The sequence below is a fragment of the Rhodococcus sp. K11/5 genome (assembly GCF_055193735.1).
On sequence record NZ_CM143721.1, the window covers coordinates 3,800,798 to 3,823,674 of the forward strand.

Below are 22,877 nucleotides of genomic sequence, written 5' to 3' on the forward strand. Positions count from 1 at the left end.
GGCGCTCCGGCATCGGTGGTGGGCATCGTCGCCCCGAGAATTCGATGAACGCGGTGTCGTCGCACGTGCCGATCGGCGGGCGACGAAGTCCGTGCGCGCCGAATATCGGTGCGGCCCTCGCTATCACGACGCATGGCGTCGGCGATGGCCGTACAGAGGAAATGCTACGGACGACGGGTGTCCGTGACGCGTCACCATGGCTGTGAAAAGTATCCAACCCCGGCCGCTGCACTTGTAGGAATACCCGAGAAGCGTCGCACCGGCCACCGACGACCATCACCGCGTCGAATAATCGGAACGTTACTTCTTCTATCGAGAATCGAGTGAACGCGACCATGACTCTCGTCGATGCAGACGCCACGGCCCCACCGACGCGACCCGGCCCCACCCCCCGCCTCATGCAGACCGAGCGCGCCACCTTGCGCCGGTACCTCCCCGGCCTGGCCGATTTCCTCGACGGGGCGTCGTTGTCCGACCTCGAGGCGCCCGGCAACGGGGCGATCGCGGCGTTCCGCGACGCCGGCGGCACGGGCCTGATCGCCCCGGAGAGTCTCGGCGGTCTCGGCGCGTCGGCCGTGGACGCCCTGCGAATCCACCGCGCGATCGGGGCGAAGTCCCCGTCCCTGTCCGCCGCCGTCACCATGCATCACCTGTCCATCGCCACCATCGTCGAGATCGCGAAGGCCGGCCCGGAAGAGGAACTGCCGCTGGTCGCCGGACTGATCGAACAACGCTCCATCATCGCGTCGGGCTTCGCGGAAGGCACCGGAAGCACCCTGGTTCCCTCGGTCGACGCGTACTACGAGGACGGCGACTACGTCATCAACGGGAGCAAAAAGCCGTGCAGCCTGTCGGCGTCGATGGATTTCCTCGCCGCCAGCGTCGCCACCCGCGAGAAGAAGAAGGGTGGCCGGACCCGCAAGGCCGTCGCGCTGATTCCGGCCACCATGCCGGGGGTCTCCATCAGGCCGTTCTGGACGACGCCGATCCTCGCCGGGGCCGAGAGCGAGGAGGTGGTCCTCGAGGACGTCCGAATTCCGGTGTCGTTGACCATGATCGGGGCTCTCGACGATCCCGAGGGGATGCACGAACTCACCGGGTTCCTGTGGTTCGGCATCCTCGCGTCGGCCGGGTACGTGGGCGCCGCGTCGGCTCTCGTGGCCCGGTTGGTGGGGCACCCGAAGGTTCCGGACGGCGTCTACACGACCGCGGCGGCCGAACTGGAGACGGCGATGTCGGCGCTGGAGGCGATCGCGGTGGCCATGGACGCGGGCGAACGCGGCGCGGACGTCTCGGCCCGACTTCTGTTCGTACGCATCGCTCTTCGCCACGCTCTGCGCCGCGCGGTCGATGCCGCCGTGACCGCACTCGGCGGCATCGCGTTCATCACCGATCCGGACATCGCGTACCTGCAGTCGGTGGTGTCCGCCTTCGCGTTCCACCCGCCCTCGATCCGGGAGACCGAGGCGTCGTTGGCCGCGTACCACCGGGGCGAGGACTTCACCCTGGCATGACGCGTTCGGCGAACACGACGTAGTTCTCCTCGTACGACCCGACGCTCGCGTCGAAGTCACCCGAGCAGGTGATCAGCCGAACGACGTCGCGCGGGGTCGCTCCGAAGACCGACACCGTCGGGAAACCGTCCTTGGGGTAGTTGCCCGTCTCGGACACCCGGTACTGCGCGGCGGTCCCGTCCGCCGTCGTCACGGTCACCACGTCGTCGATCACCAGCTCGGTGAGACGATCGAAGATGGCGGGTCCGGTGGTCGAATCGACATGCCCCGCAAGCACTGTGGGACCGATCGCACCCGGCCGACCGCCGCCGGTGAACCACCCGACGTCGTCGAAGTCCGACGGAACCTCCATCTCACCGGACTCGGTGAGGCCCAACCCGATCAGCGGCTCGTCGAGACCGATGGCCGGAACGCTCAGCCTCGCCGGGTCCGCCGGGGTCCGGTCGGCGGGCGAGGTCGGAGCGTCGGGTGCGAGCGAGGCCGTCGTACCGGGGGCGCCGGTGGCCTCGGTGGTCTCGGTGGTCTCGGTGGTCTCGGCCGAGATCGGCGGGGCCGACGCCGGTTCCGATGGCTGCGCACACGACGCGACCATCAGAACCGACGCCAGAATCGCGGCGGTTCGCGTTCTGTTCCTCCGCGATCCCCTCATGGAAGGATCAGGACTGCGTCGACCGACGACGAGCCACGCCGACACCGACCATGGCGGCGACACCGAGTGCCGCAGCACCGGTCCCGACGATCGCGGCCGTGTCCGACCCGACGGCGCTACCGCCGCCACCGGTGGTGACGCCACCCACGGGGATCGGGGTCAGCTGACCGCGGACCACGCCGGCGGAGAAGTCGACGGTGTGCGAGTCCGCGGTGAAGCCGGCCGGATTCTGCTCGATCTGCGCGAGCGTGAAGCCGTCGCCGGTGTCGGCGCCGTTGGCCTCGACTCCGGTGGTGAAGGGGCCCTGGAGGCAACCGCTGCTCGAGCGGGGACCGTCGCCGACGGGGGTGGGATCGGGGAACGCGATGCGGGGCGGGCCCGCCTCGCCGAGAGCCGCCTGGTGGATGTGGGTCGCGGTGTTCGCCGGCGACATGTAGTCGCCCGTGACGCCCTCGAGGGTGATGTCGTAGCAGATGATGTCGAGCTCGGAGTTGATCCGGAAGGTGAAGGTACCCATGGCGCCGGGCTCGCCGGGGGCGGGATCGCCGTCGGAGTTCACCACCTGATCGGGCGTCGCCATGGAGGTGAACGCACTCGTGAAGTTGCTCGGCTCGTCCACCGGGGTGTCCGCGGCCGCGGGGGCGGCGCCGAGAGCCAGGAACGCGGCAGCTCCACCTGCCACGGCCATCGTTCCCACGGTCGCTCGTGTCGTCGTGCGCATCTGAGTCATGGCTTCGGGTACCTTCCGGTCGGGGACGGGCGCGTTCGCCCTTCCCCGAGTGATACGACCGGCTTGTCCGATTCGTTCACCGTCGAGGGAAAAAGATTCGTGGCCCGCCCGTCGAACGCTCTCGGTCTCGTCGACGTATCCCCTCTCATGACGACCACGGACGTACTCCGGGTGGCTAAGGTGAGGCGGACCGTGCCGTCCGATCCGATGCTGTGGGGGAATGTGGGCGTCCTGCGCCGTCGACAACGCTCGACACCGGTCGAATCCTTCGACCTCGCCGAGGCGTACGACGCGCACGGCCCGTCGTTGCTCGGGTACGCCGTCAACGTCCTCGGCGATCGCGTGGCCGCCGAGGACTGCGTGCAGGAGACGTTTCTGCGAGCCTGGCGAGCGAGAACCCGATTCGACGCCTCCCGTGGGTGAACGCGGACGTGGTTGTTCGCGATCGAACGCAACGTGATCGTGGACCTGCGGCGGTCGATGGCTCGGACCCCACCCACCACGCCTCTCCTGACCGAGGACGCGCCCACCGAGGACGACAATGCCGCCACGGTCGAACGCCTGCACATGATCGAGGCGCTCGCCCTGCTCTCGCGCGAGCACCGCGACGTGGTGGTGGCCGTGCACCTGGCGGGCCGGACGTACGCCGAGGTCGCGGAGGAGACCGGTGTCGCCGTCGGCACCCTCCGCTCCCGCACCTACTACGCTCTGCGCGCACTGCGCGCCCACCTCGACGATCGGGAGGACTCGTGAACTCGTCCGAATCGCGCCGCGACGAACTGATCGCCGCCGCCGTGGCCGGCGACCTCGACGACACCGACCGCGCCGATCTCGATCGCCTCGCGGCCGACGACCCGACCGTCGCCGAGGAGATCCGCTCGCTGCGCGCGGTCGCGGATCGAATGACCGGTATGAGGTGGACCGAGCCCGAGCCCAGCGACGTTCTGCGACGACGCGTGCTGGGCGTCTCGCGTCGGGCACCCGGCCGCGTGGCCGTCGCCGCCGCCGCTGCCGTCGGCATCGTGGTGGGGATCGGTGTCGCGGTCGGCGCGCAGGGGTGGACGGACCGCGAGGTCACCGGACCGCCCGGAACGCTCGGCGCCTTCGAGCAGATCGATTTCGTCGAGTCGCTGACCGGGGTGCGCATCGACGGCGGGTTGGTCGCGCACACCTGGGGAACCGAGACCGTGCTCGAGATGGACGGGGTGCCGGTGAACGAGACGTTCGAGGTGTTCCTCGTCGAGCGCTCCGGAGCCGATGCGCCGTCGGGGACGTTCCGCGGCAGCGCGGTGACCATCGACTGCCGCCTCAACGCCGCGGTGCTCAGGCCCGACGTCGTGGGCATCGAGATCCGTCGGGACACGGGTGAGACGGTTGCGGAGGCGGCGGTGCCGGGGGTGGTCTGACGGGTGCGCGAGGACCGGGTGCGCGAGGACCGGGTGCGGGTTTTCGCGCACCGTCCAGCGCGACGCGCACCGTGCACGGTGCGCAGGACGCTGCAGGGTGCGCGGGAGCGGGGCGGGCACGCGGGAGCGGGGGCCGCCGGACACGACAACGGCCGCACCCCGTGAGGGATGCGGCCGTGTGCCGAACTGTGTGGAGCTAGATCACTTGATGGAGATCTTCGCGCCGGCAGCTTCGAGCTTCTCCTTGGCGGCGTCGGCGGCAGCCTTGTCCACCTTCTCCAGGATGGCCTTCGGAGCGCTCTCGACGAGGTCCTTGGCTTCCTTCAGGCCCAGGCCGGAGACGACCTCACGGACGACCTTGATGACCTGGATCTTCTTGTCGCCGGCGCCCTCGAGGACGACGTCGAACTCGTCCTGCTCTTCGGCGGCCTCGGCGGGAGCAGCGGCTCCACCGGCGGCAGCAACGGCGACGGGGGCAGCTGCGGTGACCTCGAAGGTCTCCTCGAATGCCTTCACGAACTCGCTGAGCTCGAGGAGGGTGAGCTCCTTGAACTGGTCGAGCAATTCTTCGGTGCTGAGCTTCGCCATGGTGGCGGTCCTTCCTTGTAAGTCCTTGTCGCCGATCCGGGGACAGGAATGTGGTGTGCGGGAAGGCCGGAGGCCGGCCGTCCGTCTGGTGGTGCAGTCCTTACGGATCAGCTATTCGGCGGGTGCAGCTTCCGGCTCCGCGGCAGCTTCTGCCGGTGCGCCTTCTTCTGCTGCCTTCTTCTCCTGCAGCGCAGCCGCGAGACGCGCGACCTGCGAGGCGGGAGCGTTGAACAGGCCTGCGGCCTTTGCCAGGTTGCCCTTCATCGCACCGGCCAGCTTGGCGAGGAGCACCTCACGCGATTCGAGATCCGCGATTCGGTTGACCTCGTCCACGGACAGCGCGCGGCCGTCCATGTAGCCGCCCTTGATGACGAGCGCCTTGTTGTCCTTGGCGAACTGCTTGATCGCCTTGGCTGCGTCGACCGGCTCACCATCGATGAATGCGATGGCGGTCGGACCGACGAACAAGTCGTCGAGGCCTTCGACGCCCGCATCGGCTGCGGCGCGCTTGACCAGGGTGTTCTTGGCGACGGAGTACGTTGCTCCGGCACCGAGTGCCCGACGGAGCTCCGTCAGACGGGAAACCGACAGACCACGGTATTCCGTGATCACGGCCGCCGTAGAGCCCTTGAACTGCTCGGAAATCTCCGCGACAGCGGAGACCTTCTCTGCCTTTGCCATACTTCGCCTCCTCTCGTTACTTCGAGTCGGACGGCCCGGAAAAGACGAAACGCCCCGGTGCAGGGCACACGGGGCGTGAGAATGCGAGCGAGCCCCGTTCAGGGCCGCACGTATCCTGTCCTCGGTCCTCCTGCGTGGGTCGCCGGCTGTGCCGGACCTTCAATCGCCTGCTCGTGAGAGACGGCGATGACCAACGGTCTTGGGTGGAACAGATCAGGTGGAACTCGCAGAACGAGGTCCGTCCGGAAGAGTACCCGCTGCACACGTCCTTCTCCAAAACGGTGGCGGAAAGGTTGGACGGAGCCCCGGCCGGGAACACGAGGTGCATGGCCAACTATCGAGTACTCGACCCCACCGGATCCGTCGTCGCGACCAAGGAACTGTCCGATTCGACGGAAGCACACACCTGGTTCAAGGAGAACAAGTCCGACGACGCCGAACTGGGCTGGCGCCTCGAGGTCGAACACGACGGCGAGTGGGCGTTCTTCAGCGACAGCGAGGGCACGCCCGAGGGCGGCAAGTAGTTCCTTCTTTCGCAGCGGGCGCTGTTCGTGGTTCGAGACCACGGACAGCGCCCGCTGCTGTGTCGAAAGCCCGACAACGACGCCATTGCCCACCGGATGTCGCACCGATGGGGTTGACTCCGGAACCATGACACCGCAATCCGTGCATGCCCTGGTGCAGCCGGTCCGCCCGGTATCGCCACCTCGCGATCCCACCGGAGGCGCGGACGGCGTGGCGTGGGCGGCGCTGGTGGACGCGGTCCCCGAGTTCCCCCGGGTGCACTTTCGGCGCGCCGTGCCCATCCGGGTCTCCGACGGCACTCTTCTCCGCGCGATGGTGGTCTCTCCGGCCGACGCCGACGGCCGACCGGCCGGATTCGCGTTCCCGGCGGTCCTCAACATCACCCCGTACAACTCGGTACTGCTCGACGGCATCGACGCGGTGCTGTCCGCGCCGGTGCTCGGTCCGGCCGTGCGGCGGTTCTCCGCGTCGTTCGACCTCACGGGCACCCGGTTCGACGGCATCACCGAGATCACGCGCGTGGTCGCGGGCGGCGCCGCCGATCTGCTCACCGTCAACCGCCACCTCGTACGCAGCGGGTACGTGCAGATCATCGTCGACGCGCGCGGTACCGGTTCCTCGGCCGGCGTCTGGCAGACCCTGGGGCCGCGCGAGCAGACCGACGCTCTGGACGTGTTGCGCTGGGTCCGCGCGCAGCCGTGGTGCGACGGTCACGTGGGCATGGCGGGCATCTCGTACTCGGCGATCAACGCGATGCAGGCCGCGACCGCACGCGAGGGCGGTCCCGACGCCGTGTTCGCGGTCGAGGGCTCCGAGGACATCGTGCGGGAGATCTTCGCGACGGGCGGCGCGCCGTCCATCTTCATCCCCCTGTGGCTCGCGGCGGTCAACGCGCTCAAGTGGGCGCCCTCCCCTCACCTCGGACGAGGTGGCGCGCGCTGGTTGATCGATCGATTGCGTTCTCCCGCAACGGATGTGGTCAGCCTGCTACGAGGTTTCCTCACCGGGGCCGATCCTCGCATCTACGACGGCCCCACCTTCGACGCCATCGATCCGGCGATCGAGAGGATCGACGTTCCCACGTTCCTCTACGGATGCTGGCACGACATCTTCGGCGGCGCCGCCCCGGACTCCTACAACCGTCTCGGACTCGAACGCGGCCGCAAGCAACTCCTGGTCGGCGACGGCTACCACGCCAACCCCGGGATCGGTTTCGGCGAACCCGGGTTCCCGCCTCGTCTCGACGTGCTCGAACGAGCGTGGTTCGACCGATGGCTGCGCGGCATCGACAACGGCATCGACCGCTACGGGCCGGTCACCCTGCGCCAGCAGGGCGGGGGATGGAAGGGCGTGGGATCGTTTCCCGCGCAGCGAGCGGTGGCCACGCGCCTGTATCTGTCCCCCACCGCGTCGGGTACGGCGTCGCACAGCGAGCACGACGGATCTCTGACGACGCGCCCGTCCCCCACCCCGAGCGTGGTCACCGTGACCCCCGGTGTGCGGACGGTGATCTCGCGCGACACCACGCAGGTCCTCGCGGGGATCCCCGCGGTGCTGGGCGGCGGTTTCACCTACGACAACCGGACCGCCGAGCGGGACGGCGTCACCTTCACGACGCCACCGGTGCGGTTCCCGGTGGTGTACTCGGGTCCGGCGAATCTACGCCTGCGAACCGTGGCGCGGGCACGGGAGGCCATGTGGGCGGTGATGCTGTGCGACGTCTCTCCGGACGGCACGTCCACGAAGCTCACCAACGGGGCTCTGCTGTCCTCCCGGCGCGCGGTCGACGACAGCCGGAGCGTCGTCGCCGAGAACGGCGACTACCTGGTGGCTCACCATCCGCTGACCCGAGCGTCGTTGCTGCCCGTCGTTCCGGGGGAACCGACCACCCTGGACATCGATCTGCTGTCCACCGAGGCCGTCCTGAAGGTCGGCCACCGGTTGCGGGTCTGCGTGTTCGCCGCGAACGCCCCGCGCTTCCTCCCGATCCTTCCCGATCTGCTGAGGACCCGGTGGCGCCCTCAGGACATCACACTCGACGAGGTGCACCCCAGCTTCCTGACCCTGCCCCTTCTCGGAGAACCCGGCTGGTGATCGGGATCAGAGCGTCGTCCGCACCGCACGATCGCCGCCCACCGCCTTCGCGCGGTACATCATGGAATCGGCGAGCCGGACGGCGTCGACCACTCCGGTGGGGCCCCGGTCCCAGAACGGCGACTCCGGGGAGATCGTCGCGGCTCCGACACTGACGGTCACCGGTACCGCGTCGCGGGAATCCCCGATGTCTCGAACCACCACGTCCGGTGTCCCGCCGACCAGTTCCGGGGAGCCCACCACGGCCACCGAGAACTCCTCGCCTCCGGTTCGCGCGACGACACCGTCCTCCCCGATCACGTCGACCAGGCGGCGTGCGACCGTGGCGATGACCACGTCGCCCTGCTCGTGCCCGAACTCGTCGTTGACGCGCTTGAAATCGTCGATGTCGATCACGAGGACGGCCATCGTGGCCCGTTTTTCACGCCCCCGTGCGACGAGGTCCTCGAGTTCGTCCTCCCATCCACGCCGGTTGAAGACTCCGGTCAGGGGATCGAGAGCCGACCGTTTGGCGTCGTGCGAGATCACGTTCCAGGCCACGTGCGCGGCGAGCGGAACGAACGCGACCGCCATCACCACGGTCAGCGTGGTCGCCGCGACGGTCGCGGGGTGCTCGCCCCCGTCGGCGAAGGCACGTGCGCTGAGGACCCCGATCACCGACACCGCGTAGAGCAGGTGCGCGACGACCACCCGCGACGAGCAGAAATACGTGACGAATCCGCCGATCACGGCCAGGAGGACACAGCCGAACAGCGCGAGCAGCGGATCCGAGTAGGTGGCCAACACCGACACCGTGCCCAGGTCCGCGAACACGGCGAACAGCAGAATCGAGCGCCGGCTCAAAGGACGGGTGCTCGCCCAGAACCACACGTAGCCCGCTTGCACGACGAGCAGGGCGAGCGTCCAGACCGCACCGAACGCGTTGCCGGAGCCGGCCGGACCGAAGAGCATCAGAACCGACACCACACCGAACATCGCCGTCGACACGGCGATCACGTACCGCGCGCTCCGAAAGATGCCCCGAGTCGAGCGGTGGGTCTCGAACCACAGGTAGTCGAAGGGTTTCGCGAGCCACCCCGCGCCCCACCCCGCGAGCCACCCGGGGGCGGGCCGAGCAGCGGAACTCGCGTGGCGCACGTCGTCCCTTCGCCGGGCCGCGTCGGCGGCGCATTCGATCGTCGACCCCGATGCCCACTGTAGAGGCAATGCCATTGTTCGGACCGATGAACGGCGTGTCCCACCCGTGGGCGACGCGCAGCCGCGGTGACGGTTCCGATCTGCGGCGCTGTCGCCGACCGTCCGGTTGATAAAGTTAGGTATGACTGACGGTTACAGCTCCCCCGATGCATCGGCCACGGGCACCGACGACATCGAGATTCGATCCGGCACCGCGACCACCGGGGCGGTCGACATCGCCTACGAGGACATGGGAGACATCGACGCACCACCCGTGCTGCTCGTCATGGGTCTGGGGTGCCAGCTGATCACCTGGTCGATTCCGTTCTGCCGCAGGCTGATCGACGCCGGTTACCGAGTCATCCGGTTCGACAATCGCGACATCGGACTGTCCGGGAAGCTCAACGGCGCACGGGTGTCCAAGAACGTCCCGCTCCGACTCCTGCGTCACGAACTCGGGCTGCCCAGCGACGTGCCGTACACCATCGTCGACATGGCCGACGACACCGTCGCGCTTCTCGACCACCTGGGCATCGAGCGGGTTCACATCGTCGGAGCGTCGATGGGCGGCATGATCACGCAGGTCGTCGCCGGTTCGCACCCCGAACGGATCCGCTCGGTGTCCATCTTCTTCTCGAGCACCAACGAGAAGTTGCTGCCCCCGCCCGACGTCCGAGCTCTCGCACCCTTGTTCAAGCCGCCGCCCAAGAACGCGACCCGCGAGCAGATCATCGAGGCTCAGGCGTCCACGTTCGCCACCATCGGCAGCAAGACCTACGTGACCACGCGCGAGGAACGGATCGCCGACGCGACCGCGGCCTACGATCGCGGCTACTACCCGGCGGGTATCCGGCGCCAGTTCGCGGCCATCACCGGCACCGGTTCGCTGCTGCGCTGGACCCGAAAGATCACCGCACCGACCGTCGTCATCCACGGCACCGCCGATCCGCTGGTCCGCCCCGCGGGTGGCAAGGCGATCGCCCGGGCCGTTCCGGGAGCCGAGCTGGTTCTGATCGACGGGATGGCGCACGACATCCCGAACGCGGTGCTCGACGACGTCATGGGATCGGTGCTGGACAACATCGCGCGGGGTGGACGCGTCGGGTAGGGGTGGGCTCCGAACAGACCGATGGCCGGTACCCGAGGGGTACCGGCCATCGTGATCTGTACTGGGATCAGGCGTTCGCGTCGTCCTCGAGGAGGTTGCGCGTACGGTTCGGGTCCACCGGGATGCCCGGTCCGGTGGTCGTCGAGACCGTGATCTTCTTGATGTAGCGACCCTTGGCCGACGCCGGCTTCGCGCGCAGGATCTCGTCCAGTGCGGCGCCGTAGTTCTCCACCAGCTTGGCGTCGTCGAAGGACGCCTTGCCGATGACGAAGTGCAGGTTGGCCTGCTTGTCGACGCGGAAGTTGATCTTTCCGCCCTTGATGTCGTTGACGGCCTTGGTCACGTCCGTGGTGACGGTGCCCGTCTTCGGGTTCGGCATCAGGCCACGCGGTCCGAGAACGCGGGCGATGCGGCCGACCTTGGCCATCTGATCGGGGGTGGCGATCGCGGCGTCGAACTCGAGCCATCCACCCTGGATGCGCTCGATGAGATCCTCGGCACCGACCTCGTCGGCGCCCGCGGCGACGGCCTCGTCGGCCTTCGCGCCGGCGGCGAAGACGATGACGCGAGCGGTCTTACCGGTGCCGTGGGGCAGGTTGACGGTGCCGCGCACCATCTGGTCCGCCTTGCGGGGGTCGACGCCGAGTCGCATGGCGACCTCGACGGTCGCGTCGAACGTGCTCGACGCGGTGTCCTTCGCCAGCTTCGCGGCGGCGAGGGGTGCGTACAGATTGTCCGAGTCGATCTTTGCTGCCAGGGCCTCGTAGGCCTTGCTGCGCTTTGCCATGAAATGTCCGTTCGTCGTTCGGAGTGTGGTTGCGGGCCTGGCCGGCCCTCCCACGTGGTGCTGGGTGGATCAGCCCTGGACGGTGATGCCCATCGACCGTGCAGTACCGGCGATGATCTTCGCGGCCTGGTCGATGTCGTTCGCGTTCAGGTCTTCCTGCTTGGTCTTGGCGATCTCGCGCACCTGATCCATGGTCACCGTGGCGACCTTGGTCTTGTGCGGCTCACCCGAACCCTTGGCGACGCCGGCTGCCTTGAGCAGGAGCTTCGCGGCGGGAGGGGTCTTGAGCTTGAAGTCGAAGGAGCGGTCTTCGTAGACCGAGATCTCCACCGGCACGACGTTTCCACGCTGCGACTCGGTCGCGGCGTTGTACGCCTTGCAGAACTCCATGATGTTGACGCCGTGCTGGCCGAGGGCGGGGCCCACGGGGGGAGCCGGGTTGGCTGCGCCGGCCTGGATCTGAAGCTTGATGATCCCGGCTAGCTTCTTCTTCTTGGGGGGCATCTGTAATTCCTAGGTTGTTGCGTGATTCTCGGATTCTTGCGGTACGAACTGCAAGTTCTGGGGGTGGTCGCCGCTAGATCTTGGCGACCTGCGTGAAGCCCAGCTCGACGGGCGTCTCGCGCCCGAAGATGGACACCAGCACCTTGAGCTTCTGCGACTCGGCGTTGACCTCGCTGATGCTGGCGGGCAGCGTCGCGAACGGTCCGTCCATGACGGTCACCGACTCGCCGACCTCGAAGTCGACCTCGATGATCGGCTTGGCCGCCGTGTCGCCACCGGTTTCGGTGGTCGCGGCTACGCCGGTCGTGGCCTTCTTCTTGTCCTCCTGCGGCATGAGGAACTTGACGACCTCGTTGATGGTCAACGGGGACGGGCGCGAGGTGGCGCCGACGAAGCCGGTGACGCCGGGGGTGTTGCGCACCGCGCCCCACGACTCGTCGTTCAGCTCCATGCGCACCAGGATGTAGCCGGGCAGCACCTTGCGGTTGACCTGCTTGCGCTGACCGTTCTTGATCTCGGTCACTTCCTCGATGGGCACTTCCACCTGGAAGATGTAGTCGCCGACGTCGAGGTTCTGCACACGGGTCTCGAGGTTGGCCTTCACCTTGTTCTCGTAGCCCGCGTAGGAGTGGATGACGTACCAGTCACCGGGGGCGCGTCGCAGCGCGGCCTTCATCTCGGCGACGGGATCGACCGGCTCGGCGTCGATGGACGCTTCGGCGTCGATCGCGTCCTCGACGTCGATCACCTCGTCCGCGGGCTCTCCGGCCGGGGTCTCGCCGGTGGCTGCCGCGACATCGGCCGCGATGGCCTCGTCGGTCTCGCGGTCCTGTGCGGCCTGCTCCGCTTCGAGGCCTTGCTTGGCCGCCTCGACCTGACCGTCGTAGGCAGCCACTTCGGTGGCGTCGTTATGGGGCGTGCTCACGAAAGGCACTCGCTTCCTGTTTTTCGTGCTGCTCGGGCGTTCTCGTCGGGTCGGTCAGTGGGCGTCGTCAGCCGAACAGCCACTGGATCCCGCGGATGAACGCCAGGTCCAATCCGCTGATGAACGCGACCATGAACGTCACGAACACCAACACGACCGAGAAGTAGGTGATCATCTGCTTCCGGTTCGGCCAGATGACCTTGCGGAGCTCGGCGACCACTTCCCGGAAGAACTTGCGCAGCCGCGTGAAGATGTTCGCCTTCGGCGCGGCCTCGGTGCGCGTGCGACCGGGAACCTGAGCCGCCGTCGCGACGGACTTGCCCTCGGACTTCGACTTCTTGTCCAGGAACGGCTCGGCGTCGGAATTGCGGGGACGAGCGGATCGCTTTCCGCTGGGCCGAGCCGAGGTCGCACCGGAGGTGGGATCGGCTGCGGAACCGACCGCATCGCGTCCGTTCGGGTCGTCGGACCCGTCGGAGCGGTCGTCGCGCGGATCGCTCACCACTGTTCCTCTCGGTCGATCATGCGTGCGGTCATCGAGACGGATGACCATCCGGATGTGGCAGGGGCGACAGGACTTGAACCTGCAACCTACGGTTTTGGAGACCGTTGCTCTACCAATTGAGCTACGCCCCTTCGGACGGCACCTCGAGGCCGATGACCTCGCGAACACCCTCCGTACCCGGCGACGGGCAGCGCGCAGCGCCGACCGACTCGGGAGATCTCAGTGTACTTCACCCGCGGCGACGGAGGAAAATCGCACGCGGCGGCAGGGACGGACGTCAGTCCAGCTGCACGGTCGCGACGGCCCGACCGAAGATCTTCTTGCCGTCGTACTTCGCGGTGATCGCGACGACGGCCTTCTTGGTCTCGGGGTCCATCGACTTGATCTTGCCGGTGAAGTCCACCTTCGCCGGCTCGGTCTCCTTGACCAGGACCGGGCTGGTGAACCGCACGTTGTACTCGGTGATGGCGCCCGGATCGCCGGACCATCCCGTGACGTATCCCGCGCCCAGGCCCATCGTCAACATGCCGTGCGCGACGACGTCGGACAGACCGGCGAGGGTGCGCGCCACCGGATCGCTCCAGTGGATCGGGTTCGGATCACCGGAGACCCCGGCGTAGTTGACCAGGTCTCCTCGGGTCAGCTCGTACGTCCGCTCGGGCAGGTCCTGTCCGACGGAGATCTCCGAGAACTGCTTACGCGTCATTACGCATCACACCCTTCACCATGTCCAGAGCAGTGGGGTCGCCCGCGCCACCGGTGCGCGCGACCAACGTGGTCCAGGAGGTCATGACGACGTCCTCGTTCGCGTCCGTCACGACGTTCTTGGTGACGATGATGTCGCTTCCGCCCATCTGGCGGAACGAATCGAGCGAGACGTCCACGGTCAGACGGTCCCCGGCGACGATCTGGCGATGGAAGTCGATCCGCTGATCGGCCTGCAGGATCTGACTGAGGTCGTACCCCGCCAGAACGGTGTCGAACAGCCCTTGCTGGGCGATGATCCCCACGACCGAGATGAACGTGGCGGGAGCTACGAGGTGCTGATGACCGAGCTCGAGCGCCGCATCTTCGGAGTAGTGGGCGGGGTGATCGTTCTGGACGGCGCGGGCGTACTCGCGCACCTTCTCGCGTCCGACCTCGTAGAAATCGGGCATGCGGTACGAGTGGCCGACCATCGAAGCGGTGCGGGCCGCGAGATCTTCGGCGTAAGTGGTGGTCACGATGAGAAAGAACTCTCCGTCGGGTTCGGAACGACGATCGGAGAGTCAGAAGAATCTGTCGTCCGCCGGACACAACTGTGTCACGACCACACCGGGTGTGGCCGTGACCGGAAGCTGAGAGGAACCGAGTTCTCTAGCGCGACTCACGGTGCGCGCGATGCGTACCGCAGTTCGGGCAGAACTTCTTGATCTCGAGGCGATCGGGATCGTTGCGACGGTTCTTCTTGGTGATGTAGTTGCGGTGCTTGCACTGCTCGCACGCCAAGGTGATCTTGGGGCGAACGTCTGTGGAGGGGGCCACGTCGATGCCTGCTTTCGGTAGTGCGCTGATGCGGGTGCTGCGTCGGTCGTTCGGAGCCGGACCCCACTGCGCGCAGCAGCGGCGGAGTCTGTCGAGTAGCGATGGCCGGACTTGAACCGGCGACACAACGATTATGAGTCGTTTGCTCTACCGACTGAGCTACACCGCCTCGGTGCCGGGCGCCGGCAGGCGCTCGGTCCCGCGAGCCCCCTAACGGAATCGAACCGTTGACCTTTTCCTTACCATGGAAACGCTCTACCGACTGAGCTAAGGGGGCAGGTTCGGCGCACGGCATGCGTGCGTCGAAGCCTTGGAGAACACTACACAGTGCGCTCCTGCGCCGCCAAACCCGCTGTTCAGGGGCCTGACGGGTACTTCACGAACGAACCCCGGCGAGGAACTACGCCGGGGTTCGTCGGTGTGGCAGATGTAGGATTCGAACCTACGTAGGCATAAGCCGACGGATTTACAGTCCGCTCCCATTGGCCGCTCGGGCAATCTGCCGTGCGTACCGCAGCGGTGTTGCTTCGCTGCAGCGCGTTGAGAAGAATACAACGACAGCACCCCCCAACACCAAACCGCCTGATCGACCGGCCTCCGGGCTCCCCGCCCGCCTGATCGACCGGCCGGAGCCGGCGACTACGGTCGACCATCACGTCAGAAGTTCGCGGTGCCGTGTCCGCGGCACCCACAACAGATCCGAGGAGAGTGCGTCCCGTGGCCGATTCGTCGTTCGACGTCGTCAGCAAGGTCGACCGCCAGGAGGTCGACAACGCCCTGAATCAGGCCGGCAAGGAACTGTCCACGCGATTCGACTTCCGCGGCACCGGCGCGGAGATCGAGTGGTCCGGCGAGGAAGCCATCGTGCTCACCGCCGAGGCCGAGGAGCGCGTCAAGGCCGCCCTCGACGTGTTCAAGGAGAAGTTGATTCGGCGGGACATCTCGCTGAAGGCCTTCGATGCGGGCGAGCCCGTGCAGTCCGGCAAGACCTACAAGATCACCGGCACGCTGGTGCAGGGCATCAGCACCGAGAACGCGAAGAAGATCTCCAAGAAGATCCGCGACGAGGGCCCCAAGGGTGTCAAGGCTCAGATCCAGGGCGAGGAACTGCGCGTCAGCAGCAAGAAGCGCGACGACCTGCAGGCGGTGCAGCAATTGCTCAAGGGCGAGGACTTCGGCATCGCTCTGCAGTTCGTGAACTACCGCTAGCGTCGATCTCCCGCATTCGCACCCCCTGTGTGCAGTACGCACCCCCTGCAGCGCGTCGCAGGGGGTGCGTAGTCGTGAAAGCGGTGAGGATCCGGGCGGGGTGCCCCGGGCGGGGTGGACCGGCGGGGTGCGGATCAGCGGAACGGGTCGACCATGCGCTCGAGCCGCGCAATCCGCTCCTCCATCGGCGGGTGCGTCGAGAACAGCTTGCCGGCGCGCTCCCCCATGCGGAACGGGTTGGCGATCATCAGGTGCGACTGCGCTGTGAGCTTGGGGTCCGGCGGCAGAGGTGCGGCCTGCGTGCCCGACGCGAGCTTGCGCAACGCCGACGCCAGTCCCAGCGGGTCGCCGGTGAGCTCGGCGCCCGACTGATCGGCCTGGTACTCCCGCGACCGCGACACCGCGAGCTTGACCACCGAGGCCGCGATGGGCCCCAGCATCGACACCAGCAGCAGCGCGATCGGATTGGCGCCACCGTTGCCGCGGCCGCCGAACATGTTGGCGAAGAACGCGAAGTTGGCCAGACCCGAGATCACCGCGGCCATGGCGCCCGCGACCGACGAGATCAGGATGTCGCGGTTGTAGACGTGCGAGAGCTCGTGGCCGAGCACCGCGCGCAGTTCGCGCTCGTTCAGCAGACCGAGGATGCCGCTGGTGACGCACACCGCCGCGTTGCGCGGATTGCGACCGGTCGCGAACGCGTTCGGTGCGTTGGTGGGGCTGATGTAGAGGCGCGGCATCGGCTGGTGCGCGGCCGTCGCCAATTCGCGCACCATGGCGTAGATCTGCGGATACTCGACCTCGGTGATGGGCTGCGCGCGCATCGATTTCAGCGCCAATTTGTCGCTGTTGAAATAGGCGTATCCGTTCACGGCGACCGCGAGCAGAACCGCCACCACCAGGATGGTGGAGTTGCCGAACAACGATCCGATGAACACGATGAGCGCCGACATTCCGACCATCAGGCCGAACGTCTTCATACCGTTCGCGAACTTCATCTCGAGACTCCAGACCTTGGACCGACACCCTTCGTCGAGTCAACGTGTCAGGCCCTGAACCCGTTCCCGACGCGTCAGCCGGTGCGCGCCACCGTGTACTCGACGAGCTGCCGCAGCGCGTCGTTGGCCGCACCCTGCGGGAGAGCGTCGAGTTCGGTGCGGGCGCGCTGGGCGTAGGACTCGAGGGTGCGACGGGCCTGCACCATGCCGGGCGACCGCACGAGCAACTGAAGGGCTTCGGCGACCGCGTCGTCGTCGGTGAGCGGGCCGCGCAGCAGATGCCGCAGCCGGTCTCCGTCGGCGCCCTCGGTCCGCAGCGCGAACAGCACGGGGAGGGTGTGGACCCCTTCGCGAAGATCGGTGCCGGGAATCTTGCCCGATTCCGATGCCACCGACGAGATGTCGATGATGTCGTCGGCGATCTGGAACGCCGTTCCCACCGCGTCGCCGAGGCGTTCGAGGCGCGCGATGTGCTCGGCGTCGCCCCCGGAGAAGGTTCCGCCGAAGCGGCCGCTGGTGGCGATGAGCGAGCCGGTCTTCTCCCACACCGTCTTGAGGTAGTGATCGACCGGATCCTGATCGGCTCTGGTGCCCACCGTCTCTCGCATCTGGCCGGTCACCAGCGCCGCGAAGGTCTCGGCGATCACCCGGACCGCCTCGGGACCGAGCGTGGACACCAACCGCGACGCGTGCGCGAAGAGGTAGTCCCCCGCCAGGATCGCCACGCTGTTGCTCCACCGGGAGTTCGCGCTGGTGACGCCGCGGCGCATCTCCGCCTCGTCCATCACGTCGTCGTGATAGAGCGTCGCGAGGTGCACCATCTCGAGAACCGTGGCGGCCGTGACGATGTCCGGGCTCGACGGATCGGGACCCAGCTGGCCGGTGAGAACCGTGAACATCGGGCGGAACCGCTTGCCGCCGGCCTTGGCCAGGTGCAGCGCCGCCTCGGTGAGGAAGTCCTCGCCGTCGGACAGTTCCTCGACCAGCAGCGTCTCGACGTCCGCCATCGCTGCGCGGACCGTCGCCGCGAACTCGACGTTCCCCAAGTCGACTCCCGCGACCACGGTCGCGTCGGCCGTACTCGCACTCGTGTCGGTCACCGCGGCGGCCACCCGTTTCTTCTCGGGGGCACGGTAGTGGACCGCGCCCGTCTGACCCCAACTTAGCTTGCCTGGATGATGGAGTGATGACCGATGGACCCGGACGGGACACAACGACGACGGCATCGGAACTTCCGACGAGCACAGACGTGCTCGTGGTGGGGGCCGGACCTGCGGGCAGCGCCGCCGCGGCCTGGGCGATACGTGCTGGTCACGACGTCGTTCTGGTGGATGCGGCGACCTTCCCTCGCGACAAGACCTGCGGCGACGGGCTGACGCCGCGAGCGGTCGCCGAACTGGACCGACTGGGCCTCGGCGAGTGGGTCCGATCACGCGCGCAGAACCGTGGCCTCGAGCTCACCGGATTCGGCCAGAAGGTGACTCTGGAGTGGCCGGGGGGTTCGCTGCCCGCCGTCGGCGCCGCGGTCCCGCGCAGCGAACTCGACGACCGCATCCGGCGGGTCGCCGTCGATGCGGGCGCCGAGATGGCCCAGGGGTGGAAGGCCGTCGACGTCATCCGCAACGGCGGACGCGTCGCCGCCGTCGTGGTCGAGAGCCGCGAGGGCCGTCGTTCGATCTCGTGCCGCACGGTGATCGTCGCCGACGGCGTGCGCTCGTCGCTGGGCAAGATGCTGGGCCGGGAGTGGCACCGGGACACCGCATTCGGGGTGGCGGCGCGGGCCTACGTCACGAGTGCGCGCGGGGACGACGAGTGGATCACCTCGCACCTCGAACTGCGCAACGCCGACGGGGATCTGCAACCCGGATACGGGTGGGTGTTCCCGCTCGGAGCGCACGGCACTCCCGGCACCGAGAGCGAGGGGGTCGGCGAGGTCAACCTGGGGGTGGGCACGCTCGCGACGTCCAAGCGCCCGGCGGCCAGTGCCCTGCGGCCGTTACTGGAACTCTATGCGGCGCAACGACAGTCGGCGTGGTCGTTGACGGGTGGGCCGCGCCGCGTGCAGTCGGCACTGCTGCCGATGGGCGGCGCCGTGTCCCACGTGGCGGGCCCCAACTGGGCCGTCATCGGCGACGCGGCGGCATGCGTCAATCCGCTCAACGGGGAGGGCATCGACTACGGGCTCGAGGGCGGCCGACTGGTGGCGGAGCACCTGGACGATCCCGATCTCACCGAGGTGTGGCCCGCCGTGCTGCGCGAGCACTACGGCCAGAGCTTCTCGGTGGCGCGACGCCTCGCCGGGCTGCTGACCGTCCCCAAGTTCCTGCCCGTGACCGGCCCCATCGGGATGCGCTCGCGCGCGATCATGACCGTCGCCGTCAAGGTGATGGGCAACCTGATCACCGAGGAGGATCACGACGTGGTGGCGCGGGCGTGGCGTGCGGCGGGATCGGCGTCGCTGCGGGTGGACGACCGACCCCCGTTCTCCTGACGGACGCCGATCCCCCGCAGACCGGGTGGCGAGGTCAGTCCCCCGGCCGGAACGCGTACACCGTCGTACCGTCGCCGAGCAGTACGCCGGGGCGATCGCGGAACCCGGACTCGAGGGTCGTGACCACCTTCTGCAGCACCGGCAGCCGGGCCTCCTCGCCGATGCCGGCGTGCACGGCGAGGGACAGATCGGCCCCGTAGACCGCCAGGATCGCCTCGACGGCTCCGGCGAGCGCCGGGTCCTTCGACTGGAAGAAGGCGAAACGGTCGGCCTCCATGGTGAAGTCGTACTCGTTCCCACCGGGCAGCACCTGGACGCCGAACGCGCCGAGGTACTCGAGGAGTCGCCGCTCGGACATGCCGTAGCCGAGAGAGCGCTGGCTCGGCGACAGGGTGTCCAGCACGCGCTTGGTGTCCATGATGAGCATGCCGAGTTCGTTGGCCTCGAGCAGTCCGAGATCCGCCCGCATCGCCTCGCGCAGCAACCGCTGGATCTCGAGCAGGAACCCGTGCTCACGGTTCAAGCGCTCGACCGCCGGTGCGGGCGTGGCCTCGGTTCCGGTGAACGGCACCAACACTCGCAGATCCAGGGACATCAGCAGCTCGAGCAACGGAGCCACGCGTGGACGCGCGACGACGATGGTGATGGTCGAGACCCGCTGCAGTTCTCGGTACGCGGCGTCGAGGCGAGCGTCGATGGTGGTGACATCGGACCCCGGCGGCAGCGCGGACGCGTCGGCAGCGGTCCGGTGGTGCACGGCCTCGACCCAGACGGACTGGAACGTGGTCAGGGCGACGGACAGTTCCTGGTACCGCTCGGTCACCTGATCGCGCACGAGCGAGGACTCGACGGTGGACCGATCGGAGTCGCGTCCGAGCTCGGAGCGAAGGGTGCGCAACTCCCGGGCCCGACGCGATTCGCGGGTCAGGTGAACCCGGGTGGTGCTGACGGCCCACCCCGCTCCACCCGCGGCGACGAGGGACGCCACGAGCGCGGCGTACGGGAGCCAATCCGATGCAGGCATGAGCCGAATCATGCCGCACACGGCCAGTCCGCACACAGCGATGTCGTGTACTCGCGGTAACGACAAACGTGCTCGCACGACCGACGGCGGCCGTGTAACGACTTCTCGCGCGCCCACGACACGGTGATGACCGACCATCGACAGGGAGTGGACATGAGCGCACGACGAACTGCGGGATTCACCGCCGCCGCGATCACGATCGCGGCCGGATCTCTCCTCGCGGCCCCCGCGTCGGCGTTCGCGGCGCCGGCGGGTCCGGATCTGGTGGTGACGCAGGGACCGTTCGACTGCACCGCGTCCGTCACCAACACCGGCGGCGCAGTGGCCCGCGGGGTGCAGGTCTACAGCACCAACAACTTCGGCGCGTTCACGCAGCCGGGTGACATCGCGCCCGGCGCCTCGGTGACGGTGAACTTCTTCGCGTGCCGGTTCACCCCGTGGTCGGTGGCCGTACTCGCCACCACGGCGAACGGCGACGCCGACTGGACGAACAACGTGGCCCTGGTGCGCTGACGCTCCTCAGCCCTGGTTCGCCGACGCTCAGACCGGATCGGGCTTGACCGCGCTGTGCAGCGCGACGATCCCACCGGTGAGGTTCTTCCAGCGCACCCCGCGCCACCCGGCGTTCTGCAGCCGTGCGGCCAACTCCTCCTGCGTCGGCCACGCGCGGATGGACTCCGCGAGGTACACGTACGCGTCGGGGTTGCTGCTCACGGTGCGCGCCACGGCGGGCAGCGCCTTCATCAGGTACTCCATGTAGAGGGTGCGGAAGCCCGCGAACACCGGCGTCGAGAACTCGCAGACCACCAGGCGCCCACCGGGTTTCACCACGCGCAGGATCTCCCGCAGCCCCGCCCCGTGGTCGGCGACGTTGCGCAGACCGAACGAGATGGTGGCGGCGTCGAACACGTCGTCCGCGTAGGGCAGGGCCATCGCGTCGCCCGCGATCATCGGCAGCCGACGCGAGAGTCCGGCCTGCAACATGCCCTTGGAGAAATCGGTGGCGACGCACCACGCGCCGGACTTGCCCAGCTCCTCCGTCGACACCCCGGTGCCCGCGGCGAGGTCCAGCACGGCCTCGCCGGCGCGCAGGTTCAGCGCCGCGCGGGTTGCCGTGCGCCAGCCGCGGTCCTGACCGAACGACAGCACGGTGTTGGTGAGGTCGTACCGCTCGGCCACGCCGTCGAACATGGACGCGACGTCCTGCGGCTTCTTGTCCAGCTGCGCCCGCGACGGGGTGGGATGTGTCGACACAGTTTCGAGCGTACTGGGCGCTCGGTCAGGCGGCGGACGAGTGGCGGCGCGACGAGCCGGTCCCGATGACGTCCTCGTAGTGGTCCATCAGCTGGGCGCAGAGCACGGGCCAGGTCCGGTGCAGCACGGAGGTGCGGGCCGATCCGGCGAACCGAGCGCGGGTGGTCGGATCCGCCAGCGCACCGACCGCGCTGGGCAGCAGTTCGCTGTAGCGGTCCGGGGGCAGCAGGTAGCCGTTGCGGCAGTGGCTGACCAGATCACGCGGCCCGCCGGCGTCGGGACCGATCACGGGAACCCCGCTGGCCAGGGCTTCCTGCACGGTCTGGCAGAAGGTCTCGTGTTCGCCGGGGTGAGCGAAGACGTCGAACGACGCGTACGCGCGGGCGAGGTCGTCCCCACCGAGCTGGCCGAGGAACACCGCGGTGGGCATGAGCGCCTCGAGCCGGTGCCGCTCGGGCCCGTCCCCGACGATCACCACGCGAACTCCCGGCACCGCGTCGAGCACCGCGAGGCGCTCGACGTGCTTCTCCGGCGCGAGCCGACCGACGAAGCCCACGACGAGCTCGTCCGCGACGCCCCACGAGGCGCGCACCTCCGGCGACCGCGCCGACGGAACGAAGCGGATGGTGTCCACCCCGCGGCCCCAGCGGTGCACGCGGGGGATGCCGTGCTCGGCGAGCGCGTCCATCGCCGCGGTCGACGGCGCGAGGGTGCGGGCGCTGCCCTTGTGGATCCGCCGCGTCCACGCCCAGCACGCGCGGGAGGTCAGGCCCAGTCCGTAGCTCTCGGCGAACCCGGCGACATCGGTCTGGTAGATCGCGACGGCGGGTACGTCGAGTCTCCGGGCCGCCGCGAGACCGCCCGCCCCGAGGGAGAACGGTGACGCGAGGTGCACCACGTCGGGGCCGAACGATCGCAGGGCCGCGGTGATGCCGGGCCCGGGCACCCCGACGGGCAACGAACTGACCTTGGGCACCATCACCGACGGCACGCGCAGCACCGGGGTGCCGCGATGCTCGGTCGGGGCGGCAGGCTGTCCGGACGGGGTGTCGGGGGCCACGACCATCGCCTCGTGCCCGGCGGACTCCGCGTGCTCGAGCACCCGCAGGATCGAGTTGGTCACTCCGTTGACGTGGGGCAGGAACGATTCGGCGATCACGGCAATGCGCACGAAAGTCACTGTTC

General features: G+C 68.3%; 27 protein-coding genes and 4 tRNA genes. 10 read left to right on the forward strand and 21 right to left on the reverse strand.

All coding sequences use genetic code 11. The annotated features are described in order from the left end of the window. Positions 1 to 335 precede the first annotated feature (335 nt). Positions 336 to 1,514 carry an acyl-CoA dehydrogenase family protein gene (locus ACY466_RS17595; RefSeq protein ID WP_463247074.1) on the forward strand — a complete coding sequence of 393 codons (1,179 nt, stop codon included), beginning with the start codon at positions 336 to 338 and terminating at the stop codon, positions 1,512 to 1,514. Here the strand turns inward: ACY466_RS17595 and ACY466_RS17600 are convergent. Together ACY466_RS17600 and ACY466_RS17605 are read right to left on the reverse strand one after the other, a co-directional pair. Beyond that, positions 1,501 to 2,163, reverse strand: a complete 663-nt coding sequence (locus ACY466_RS17600; protein WP_463247076.1) for a class F sortase — start codon at positions 2,161 to 2,163, stop codon at positions 1,501 to 1,503. The two genes, ACY466_RS17595 and ACY466_RS17600, sit on opposite strands and share 14 nt — an antisense overlap. 7 nt (positions 2,164 to 2,170) lie before the next feature. After that, on the reverse strand, positions 2,171 to 2,893 hold the full coding sequence (locus ACY466_RS17605; protein ID WP_463247079.1) for a CHRD domain-containing protein: 723 nt from the start codon (positions 2,891 to 2,893) through the stop codon (positions 2,171 to 2,173). 192 nt (positions 2,894 to 3,085) lie between these two features. On the opposite strand from ACY466_RS17605, the gene ACY466_RS17610 reads away from it, so the two are divergent. The 3 genes from ACY466_RS17610 to ACY466_RS17620 are packed head-to-tail and all read left to right on the forward strand — an operon-like array spanning position 3,086 to position 4,299. After that, on the forward strand, positions 3,086 to 3,316 hold the full coding sequence (locus ACY466_RS17610) for an RNA polymerase sigma factor (protein ID WP_463247081.1): 231 nt from the start codon (positions 3,086 to 3,088) through the stop codon (positions 3,314 to 3,316). A 12-nt stretch (positions 3,317 to 3,328) separates the two neighbouring features. After that, complete coding sequence (locus ACY466_RS17615) at positions 3,329 to 3,646, forward strand: sigma factor-like helix-turn-helix DNA-binding protein (protein WP_463247083.1); 318 nt, start codon at positions 3,329 to 3,331, stop codon at positions 3,644 to 3,646. Next, complete coding sequence (locus ACY466_RS17620; RefSeq protein WP_463247085.1) at positions 3,643 to 4,299, forward strand: hypothetical protein; 657 nt, start codon at positions 3,643 to 3,645, stop codon at positions 4,297 to 4,299. The genes ACY466_RS17615 and ACY466_RS17620 overlap by 4 nt, the downstream gene beginning before the upstream one ends. Before the next feature lie 201 nt (positions 4,300 to 4,500). Here the strand turns inward: ACY466_RS17620 and rplL are convergent, their stop codons facing one another. After that, positions 4,501 to 4,887, reverse strand: coding sequence for a 50S ribosomal protein L7/L12 (rplL, locus tag ACY466_RS17625; RefSeq protein WP_188543368.1), 387 nt, complete (start codon positions 4,885 to 4,887; stop codon positions 4,501 to 4,503). A gap of 111 nt (positions 4,888 to 4,998) precedes the next feature. Then, on the reverse strand, positions 4,999 to 5,568 hold the full coding sequence (gene rplJ / locus ACY466_RS17630) for a 50S ribosomal protein L10 (protein WP_463247088.1): 570 nt from the start codon (positions 5,566 to 5,568) through the stop codon (positions 4,999 to 5,001). A 326-nt stretch (positions 5,569 to 5,894) separates the two neighbouring features. Here rplJ and ACY466_RS17635 point away from each other — a divergent pair, with 326 nt between their 5' ends. Further along, positions 5,895 to 6,092, forward strand: a complete 198-nt coding sequence (locus tag ACY466_RS17635; RefSeq protein ID WP_463247090.1) for a hypothetical protein — start codon at positions 5,895 to 5,897, stop codon at positions 6,090 to 6,092. Positions 6,093 to 6,219: 127 nt separating this feature from the next. Beyond that, the gene (locus tag ACY466_RS17640) at positions 6,220 to 8,187 is read left to right on the forward strand and encodes a CocE/NonD family hydrolase (RefSeq protein WP_463247092.1); all 1,968 of its coding nucleotides are present in this window, start codon (positions 6,220 to 6,222) and stop codon (positions 8,185 to 8,187) included. 6 nt (positions 8,188 to 8,193) lie between these two features. Here ACY466_RS17640 and ACY466_RS17645 read toward each other — a convergent pair whose 3' ends face one another. After that, entirely contained in the window at positions 8,194 to 9,399 is a 1,206-nt protein-coding gene (locus ACY466_RS17645; RefSeq protein ID WP_463247095.1) for a GGDEF domain-containing protein, read from the reverse strand. Between the two features lie 157 nt (positions 9,400 to 9,556). Here ACY466_RS17645 and ACY466_RS17650 point away from each other — a divergent pair, with 157 nt between their 5' ends. After that, positions 9,557 to 10,471 carry an alpha/beta fold hydrolase gene (locus ACY466_RS17650; protein ID WP_463252340.1) on the forward strand — a complete coding sequence of 305 codons (915 nt, stop codon included), beginning with the start codon at positions 9,557 to 9,559 and terminating at the stop codon, positions 10,469 to 10,471. A 67-nt stretch (positions 10,472 to 10,538) separates the two neighbouring features. Here the strand turns inward: ACY466_RS17650 and rplA are convergent, their stop codons facing one another. The 11 genes from rplA to ACY466_RS17705 all read right to left on the reverse strand — a co-directional run bounded on the left by rplA (position 10,539) and on the right by ACY466_RS17705 (position 15,220). Next, a complete protein-coding gene (gene rplA, locus ACY466_RS17655; protein WP_463247097.1) occupies positions 10,539 to 11,258 on the reverse strand; it encodes a 50S ribosomal protein L1 in 720 nt (239 codons plus the stop codon). A 69-nt stretch (positions 11,259 to 11,327) separates the two neighbouring features. After that, positions 11,328 to 11,762: a 50S ribosomal protein L11 gene (gene rplK / locus ACY466_RS17660; protein WP_463247099.1), complete on the reverse strand. Its 435-nt coding sequence runs from the start codon at positions 11,760 to 11,762 to the stop codon at positions 11,328 to 11,330. Positions 11,763 to 11,835: 73 nt separating this feature from the next. Next, entirely contained in the window at positions 11,836 to 12,687 is an 852-nt protein-coding gene (nusG, locus tag ACY466_RS17665) for a transcription termination/antitermination protein NusG (protein ID WP_463247102.1), read from the reverse strand. A gap of 67 nt (positions 12,688 to 12,754) precedes the next feature. Then, positions 12,755 to 13,189: a preprotein translocase subunit SecE gene (gene secE / locus ACY466_RS17670; RefSeq protein ID WP_463247105.1), complete on the reverse strand. Its 435-nt coding sequence runs from the start codon at positions 13,187 to 13,189 to the stop codon at positions 12,755 to 12,757. 58 nt (positions 13,190 to 13,247) lie between these two features. Beyond that, a tRNA-Trp gene (locus ACY466_RS17675) sits at positions 13,248 to 13,323 on the reverse strand. A gap of 146 nt (positions 13,324 to 13,469) precedes the next feature. Beyond that, positions 13,470 to 13,898, reverse strand: a complete 429-nt coding sequence (gene hadB, locus ACY466_RS17680; protein ID WP_463247107.1) for a (3R)-hydroxyacyl-ACP dehydratase subunit HadB — start codon at positions 13,896 to 13,898, stop codon at positions 13,470 to 13,472. Continuing rightward, positions 13,888 to 14,370, reverse strand: coding sequence for a (3R)-hydroxyacyl-ACP dehydratase subunit HadA (gene hadA / locus ACY466_RS17685; RefSeq protein ID WP_463252341.1), 483 nt, complete (start codon positions 14,368 to 14,370; stop codon positions 13,888 to 13,890). Before hadA ends, hadB begins: the two co-directional genes overlap by 11 nt. 178 nt (positions 14,371 to 14,548) lie before the next feature. Continuing rightward, on the reverse strand, positions 14,549 to 14,716 hold the full coding sequence (gene rpmG / locus ACY466_RS17690; RefSeq protein WP_463247110.1) for a 50S ribosomal protein L33: 168 nt from the start codon (positions 14,714 to 14,716) through the stop codon (positions 14,549 to 14,551). Positions 14,717 to 14,812: 96 nt separating this feature from the next. Beyond that, positions 14,813 to 14,885: transfer RNA gene (locus ACY466_RS17695), tRNA-Met, on the reverse strand. 35 nt (positions 14,886 to 14,920) lie between these two features. Beyond that, positions 14,921 to 14,993 (reverse strand) — tRNA-Thr (locus tag ACY466_RS17700). A 144-nt stretch (positions 14,994 to 15,137) separates the two neighbouring features. Then, positions 15,138 to 15,220: transfer RNA gene (locus ACY466_RS17705), tRNA-Tyr, on the reverse strand. Positions 15,221 to 15,433: 213 nt separating this feature from the next. Between ACY466_RS17705 and ACY466_RS17710 the strand changes: the two genes are divergently transcribed. Beyond that, complete coding sequence (locus ACY466_RS17710; RefSeq protein WP_463247113.1) at positions 15,434 to 15,925, forward strand: YajQ family cyclic di-GMP-binding protein; 492 nt, start codon at positions 15,434 to 15,436, stop codon at positions 15,923 to 15,925. A 134-nt stretch (positions 15,926 to 16,059) separates the two neighbouring features. Here ACY466_RS17710 and htpX read toward each other — a convergent pair whose 3' ends face one another. Beyond that, positions 16,060 to 16,923, reverse strand: a complete 864-nt coding sequence (htpX, locus tag ACY466_RS17715; RefSeq protein ID WP_463247115.1) for a zinc metalloprotease HtpX — start codon at positions 16,921 to 16,923, stop codon at positions 16,060 to 16,062. Between the two features lie 74 nt (positions 16,924 to 16,997). After that, the gene (locus ACY466_RS17720) at positions 16,998 to 18,023 is read right to left on the reverse strand and encodes a polyprenyl synthetase family protein (protein ID WP_463247118.1); all 1,026 of its coding nucleotides are present in this window, start codon (positions 18,021 to 18,023) and stop codon (positions 16,998 to 17,000) included. A gap of 86 nt (positions 18,024 to 18,109) precedes the next feature. Here ACY466_RS17720 and ACY466_RS17725 point away from each other — a divergent pair, with 86 nt between their 5' ends. Then, positions 18,110 to 19,414: a geranylgeranyl reductase family protein gene (locus tag ACY466_RS17725; RefSeq protein WP_463247121.1), complete on the forward strand. Its 1,305-nt coding sequence runs from the start codon at positions 18,110 to 18,112 to the stop codon at positions 19,412 to 19,414. Between the two features lie 34 nt (positions 19,415 to 19,448). Here the strand turns inward: ACY466_RS17725 and ACY466_RS17730 are convergent, their stop codons facing one another. Beyond that, positions 19,449 to 20,438 carry a hypothetical protein gene (locus tag ACY466_RS17730; RefSeq protein ID WP_463247124.1) on the reverse strand — a complete coding sequence of 330 codons (990 nt, stop codon included), beginning with the start codon at positions 20,436 to 20,438 and terminating at the stop codon, positions 19,449 to 19,451. Positions 20,439 to 20,591: 153 nt separating this feature from the next. Here ACY466_RS17730 and ACY466_RS17735 point away from each other — a divergent pair, with 153 nt between their 5' ends. Beyond that, positions 20,592 to 20,951, forward strand: a complete 360-nt coding sequence (locus ACY466_RS17735; RefSeq protein ID WP_463247126.1) for a hypothetical protein — start codon at positions 20,592 to 20,594, stop codon at positions 20,949 to 20,951. Between the two features lie 27 nt (positions 20,952 to 20,978). Here ACY466_RS17735 and ACY466_RS17740 read toward each other — a convergent pair whose 3' ends face one another. Both ACY466_RS17740 and ACY466_RS17745 read right to left on the reverse strand, forming a co-directional pair. Then, positions 20,979 to 21,692, reverse strand: coding sequence for a demethylmenaquinone methyltransferase (locus ACY466_RS17740; protein WP_463247128.1), 714 nt, complete (start codon positions 21,690 to 21,692; stop codon positions 20,979 to 20,981). A gap of 25 nt (positions 21,693 to 21,717) precedes the next feature. Further along, complete coding sequence (locus ACY466_RS17745) at positions 21,718 to 22,863, reverse strand: glycosyltransferase family 4 protein (protein WP_463247130.1); 1,146 nt, start codon at positions 22,861 to 22,863, stop codon at positions 21,718 to 21,720. Positions 22,864 to 22,877: the final 14 nt, after the last annotated feature.

Excerpts from the sequence above, each read along its gene's own strand:
- ACY466_RS17595 (WP_463247074.1), top strand. The coding sequence starts at position 336 with ATGACTCTCGTCGATGCAGACGCCACGGCCCCACCGACGCGACCCGGC.
- ACY466_RS17600 (WP_463247076.1), bottom strand. The coding sequence starts at position 2,163 with ATGAGGGGATCGCGGAGGAACAGAACGCGAACCGCCGCGATTCTGGCG.
- ACY466_RS17605 (WP_463247079.1), bottom strand. The coding sequence starts at position 2,893 with ATGACTCAGATGCGCACGACGACACGAGCGACCGTGGGAACGATGGCC.
- rplL (WP_188543368.1), bottom strand. The coding sequence starts at position 4,887 with ATGGCGAAGCTCAGCACCGAAGAATTGCTCGACCAGTTCAAGGAGCTC.
- rplJ (WP_463247088.1), bottom strand. The coding sequence starts at position 5,568 with ATGGCAAAGGCAGAGAAGGTCTCCGCTGTCGCGGAGATTTCCGAGCAG.
- ACY466_RS17635 (WP_463247090.1), top strand. The coding sequence starts at position 5,895 with ATGGCCAACTATCGAGTACTCGACCCCACCGGATCCGTCGTCGCGACC.
- ACY466_RS17640 (WP_463247092.1), top strand. The coding sequence starts at position 6,220 with ATGACACCGCAATCCGTGCATGCCCTGGTGCAGCCGGTCCGCCCGGTA.
- ACY466_RS17645 (WP_463247095.1), bottom strand. The coding sequence starts at position 9,399 with ATGGCATTGCCTCTACAGTGGGCATCGGGGTCGACGATCGAATGCGCC.
- rplA (WP_463247097.1), bottom strand. The coding sequence starts at position 11,258 with ATGGCAAAGCGCAGCAAGGCCTACGAGGCCCTGGCAGCAAAGATCGAC.
- rplK (WP_463247099.1), bottom strand. The coding sequence starts at position 11,762 with ATGCCCCCCAAGAAGAAGAAGCTAGCCGGGATCATCAAGCTTCAGATC.
- hadB (WP_463247107.1), bottom strand. The coding sequence starts at position 13,898 with ATGACGCGTAAGCAGTTCTCGGAGATCTCCGTCGGACAGGACCTGCCC.
- hadA (WP_463252341.1), bottom strand. The coding sequence starts at position 14,370 with ATGGTCGGCCACTCGTACCGCATGCCCGATTTCTACGAGGTCGGACGC.
- htpX (WP_463247115.1), bottom strand. The coding sequence starts at position 16,923 with ATGAAGTTCGCGAACGGTATGAAGACGTTCGGCCTGATGGTCGGAATG.
- ACY466_RS17725 (WP_463247121.1), top strand. The coding sequence starts at position 18,110 with ATGACCGATGGACCCGGACGGGACACAACGACGACGGCATCGGAACTT.
- ACY466_RS17730 (WP_463247124.1), bottom strand. The coding sequence starts at position 20,438 with ATGCCTGCATCGGATTGGCTCCCGTACGCCGCGCTCGTGGCGTCCCTC.
- ACY466_RS17735 (WP_463247126.1), top strand. The coding sequence starts at position 20,592 with ATGAGCGCACGACGAACTGCGGGATTCACCGCCGCCGCGATCACGATC.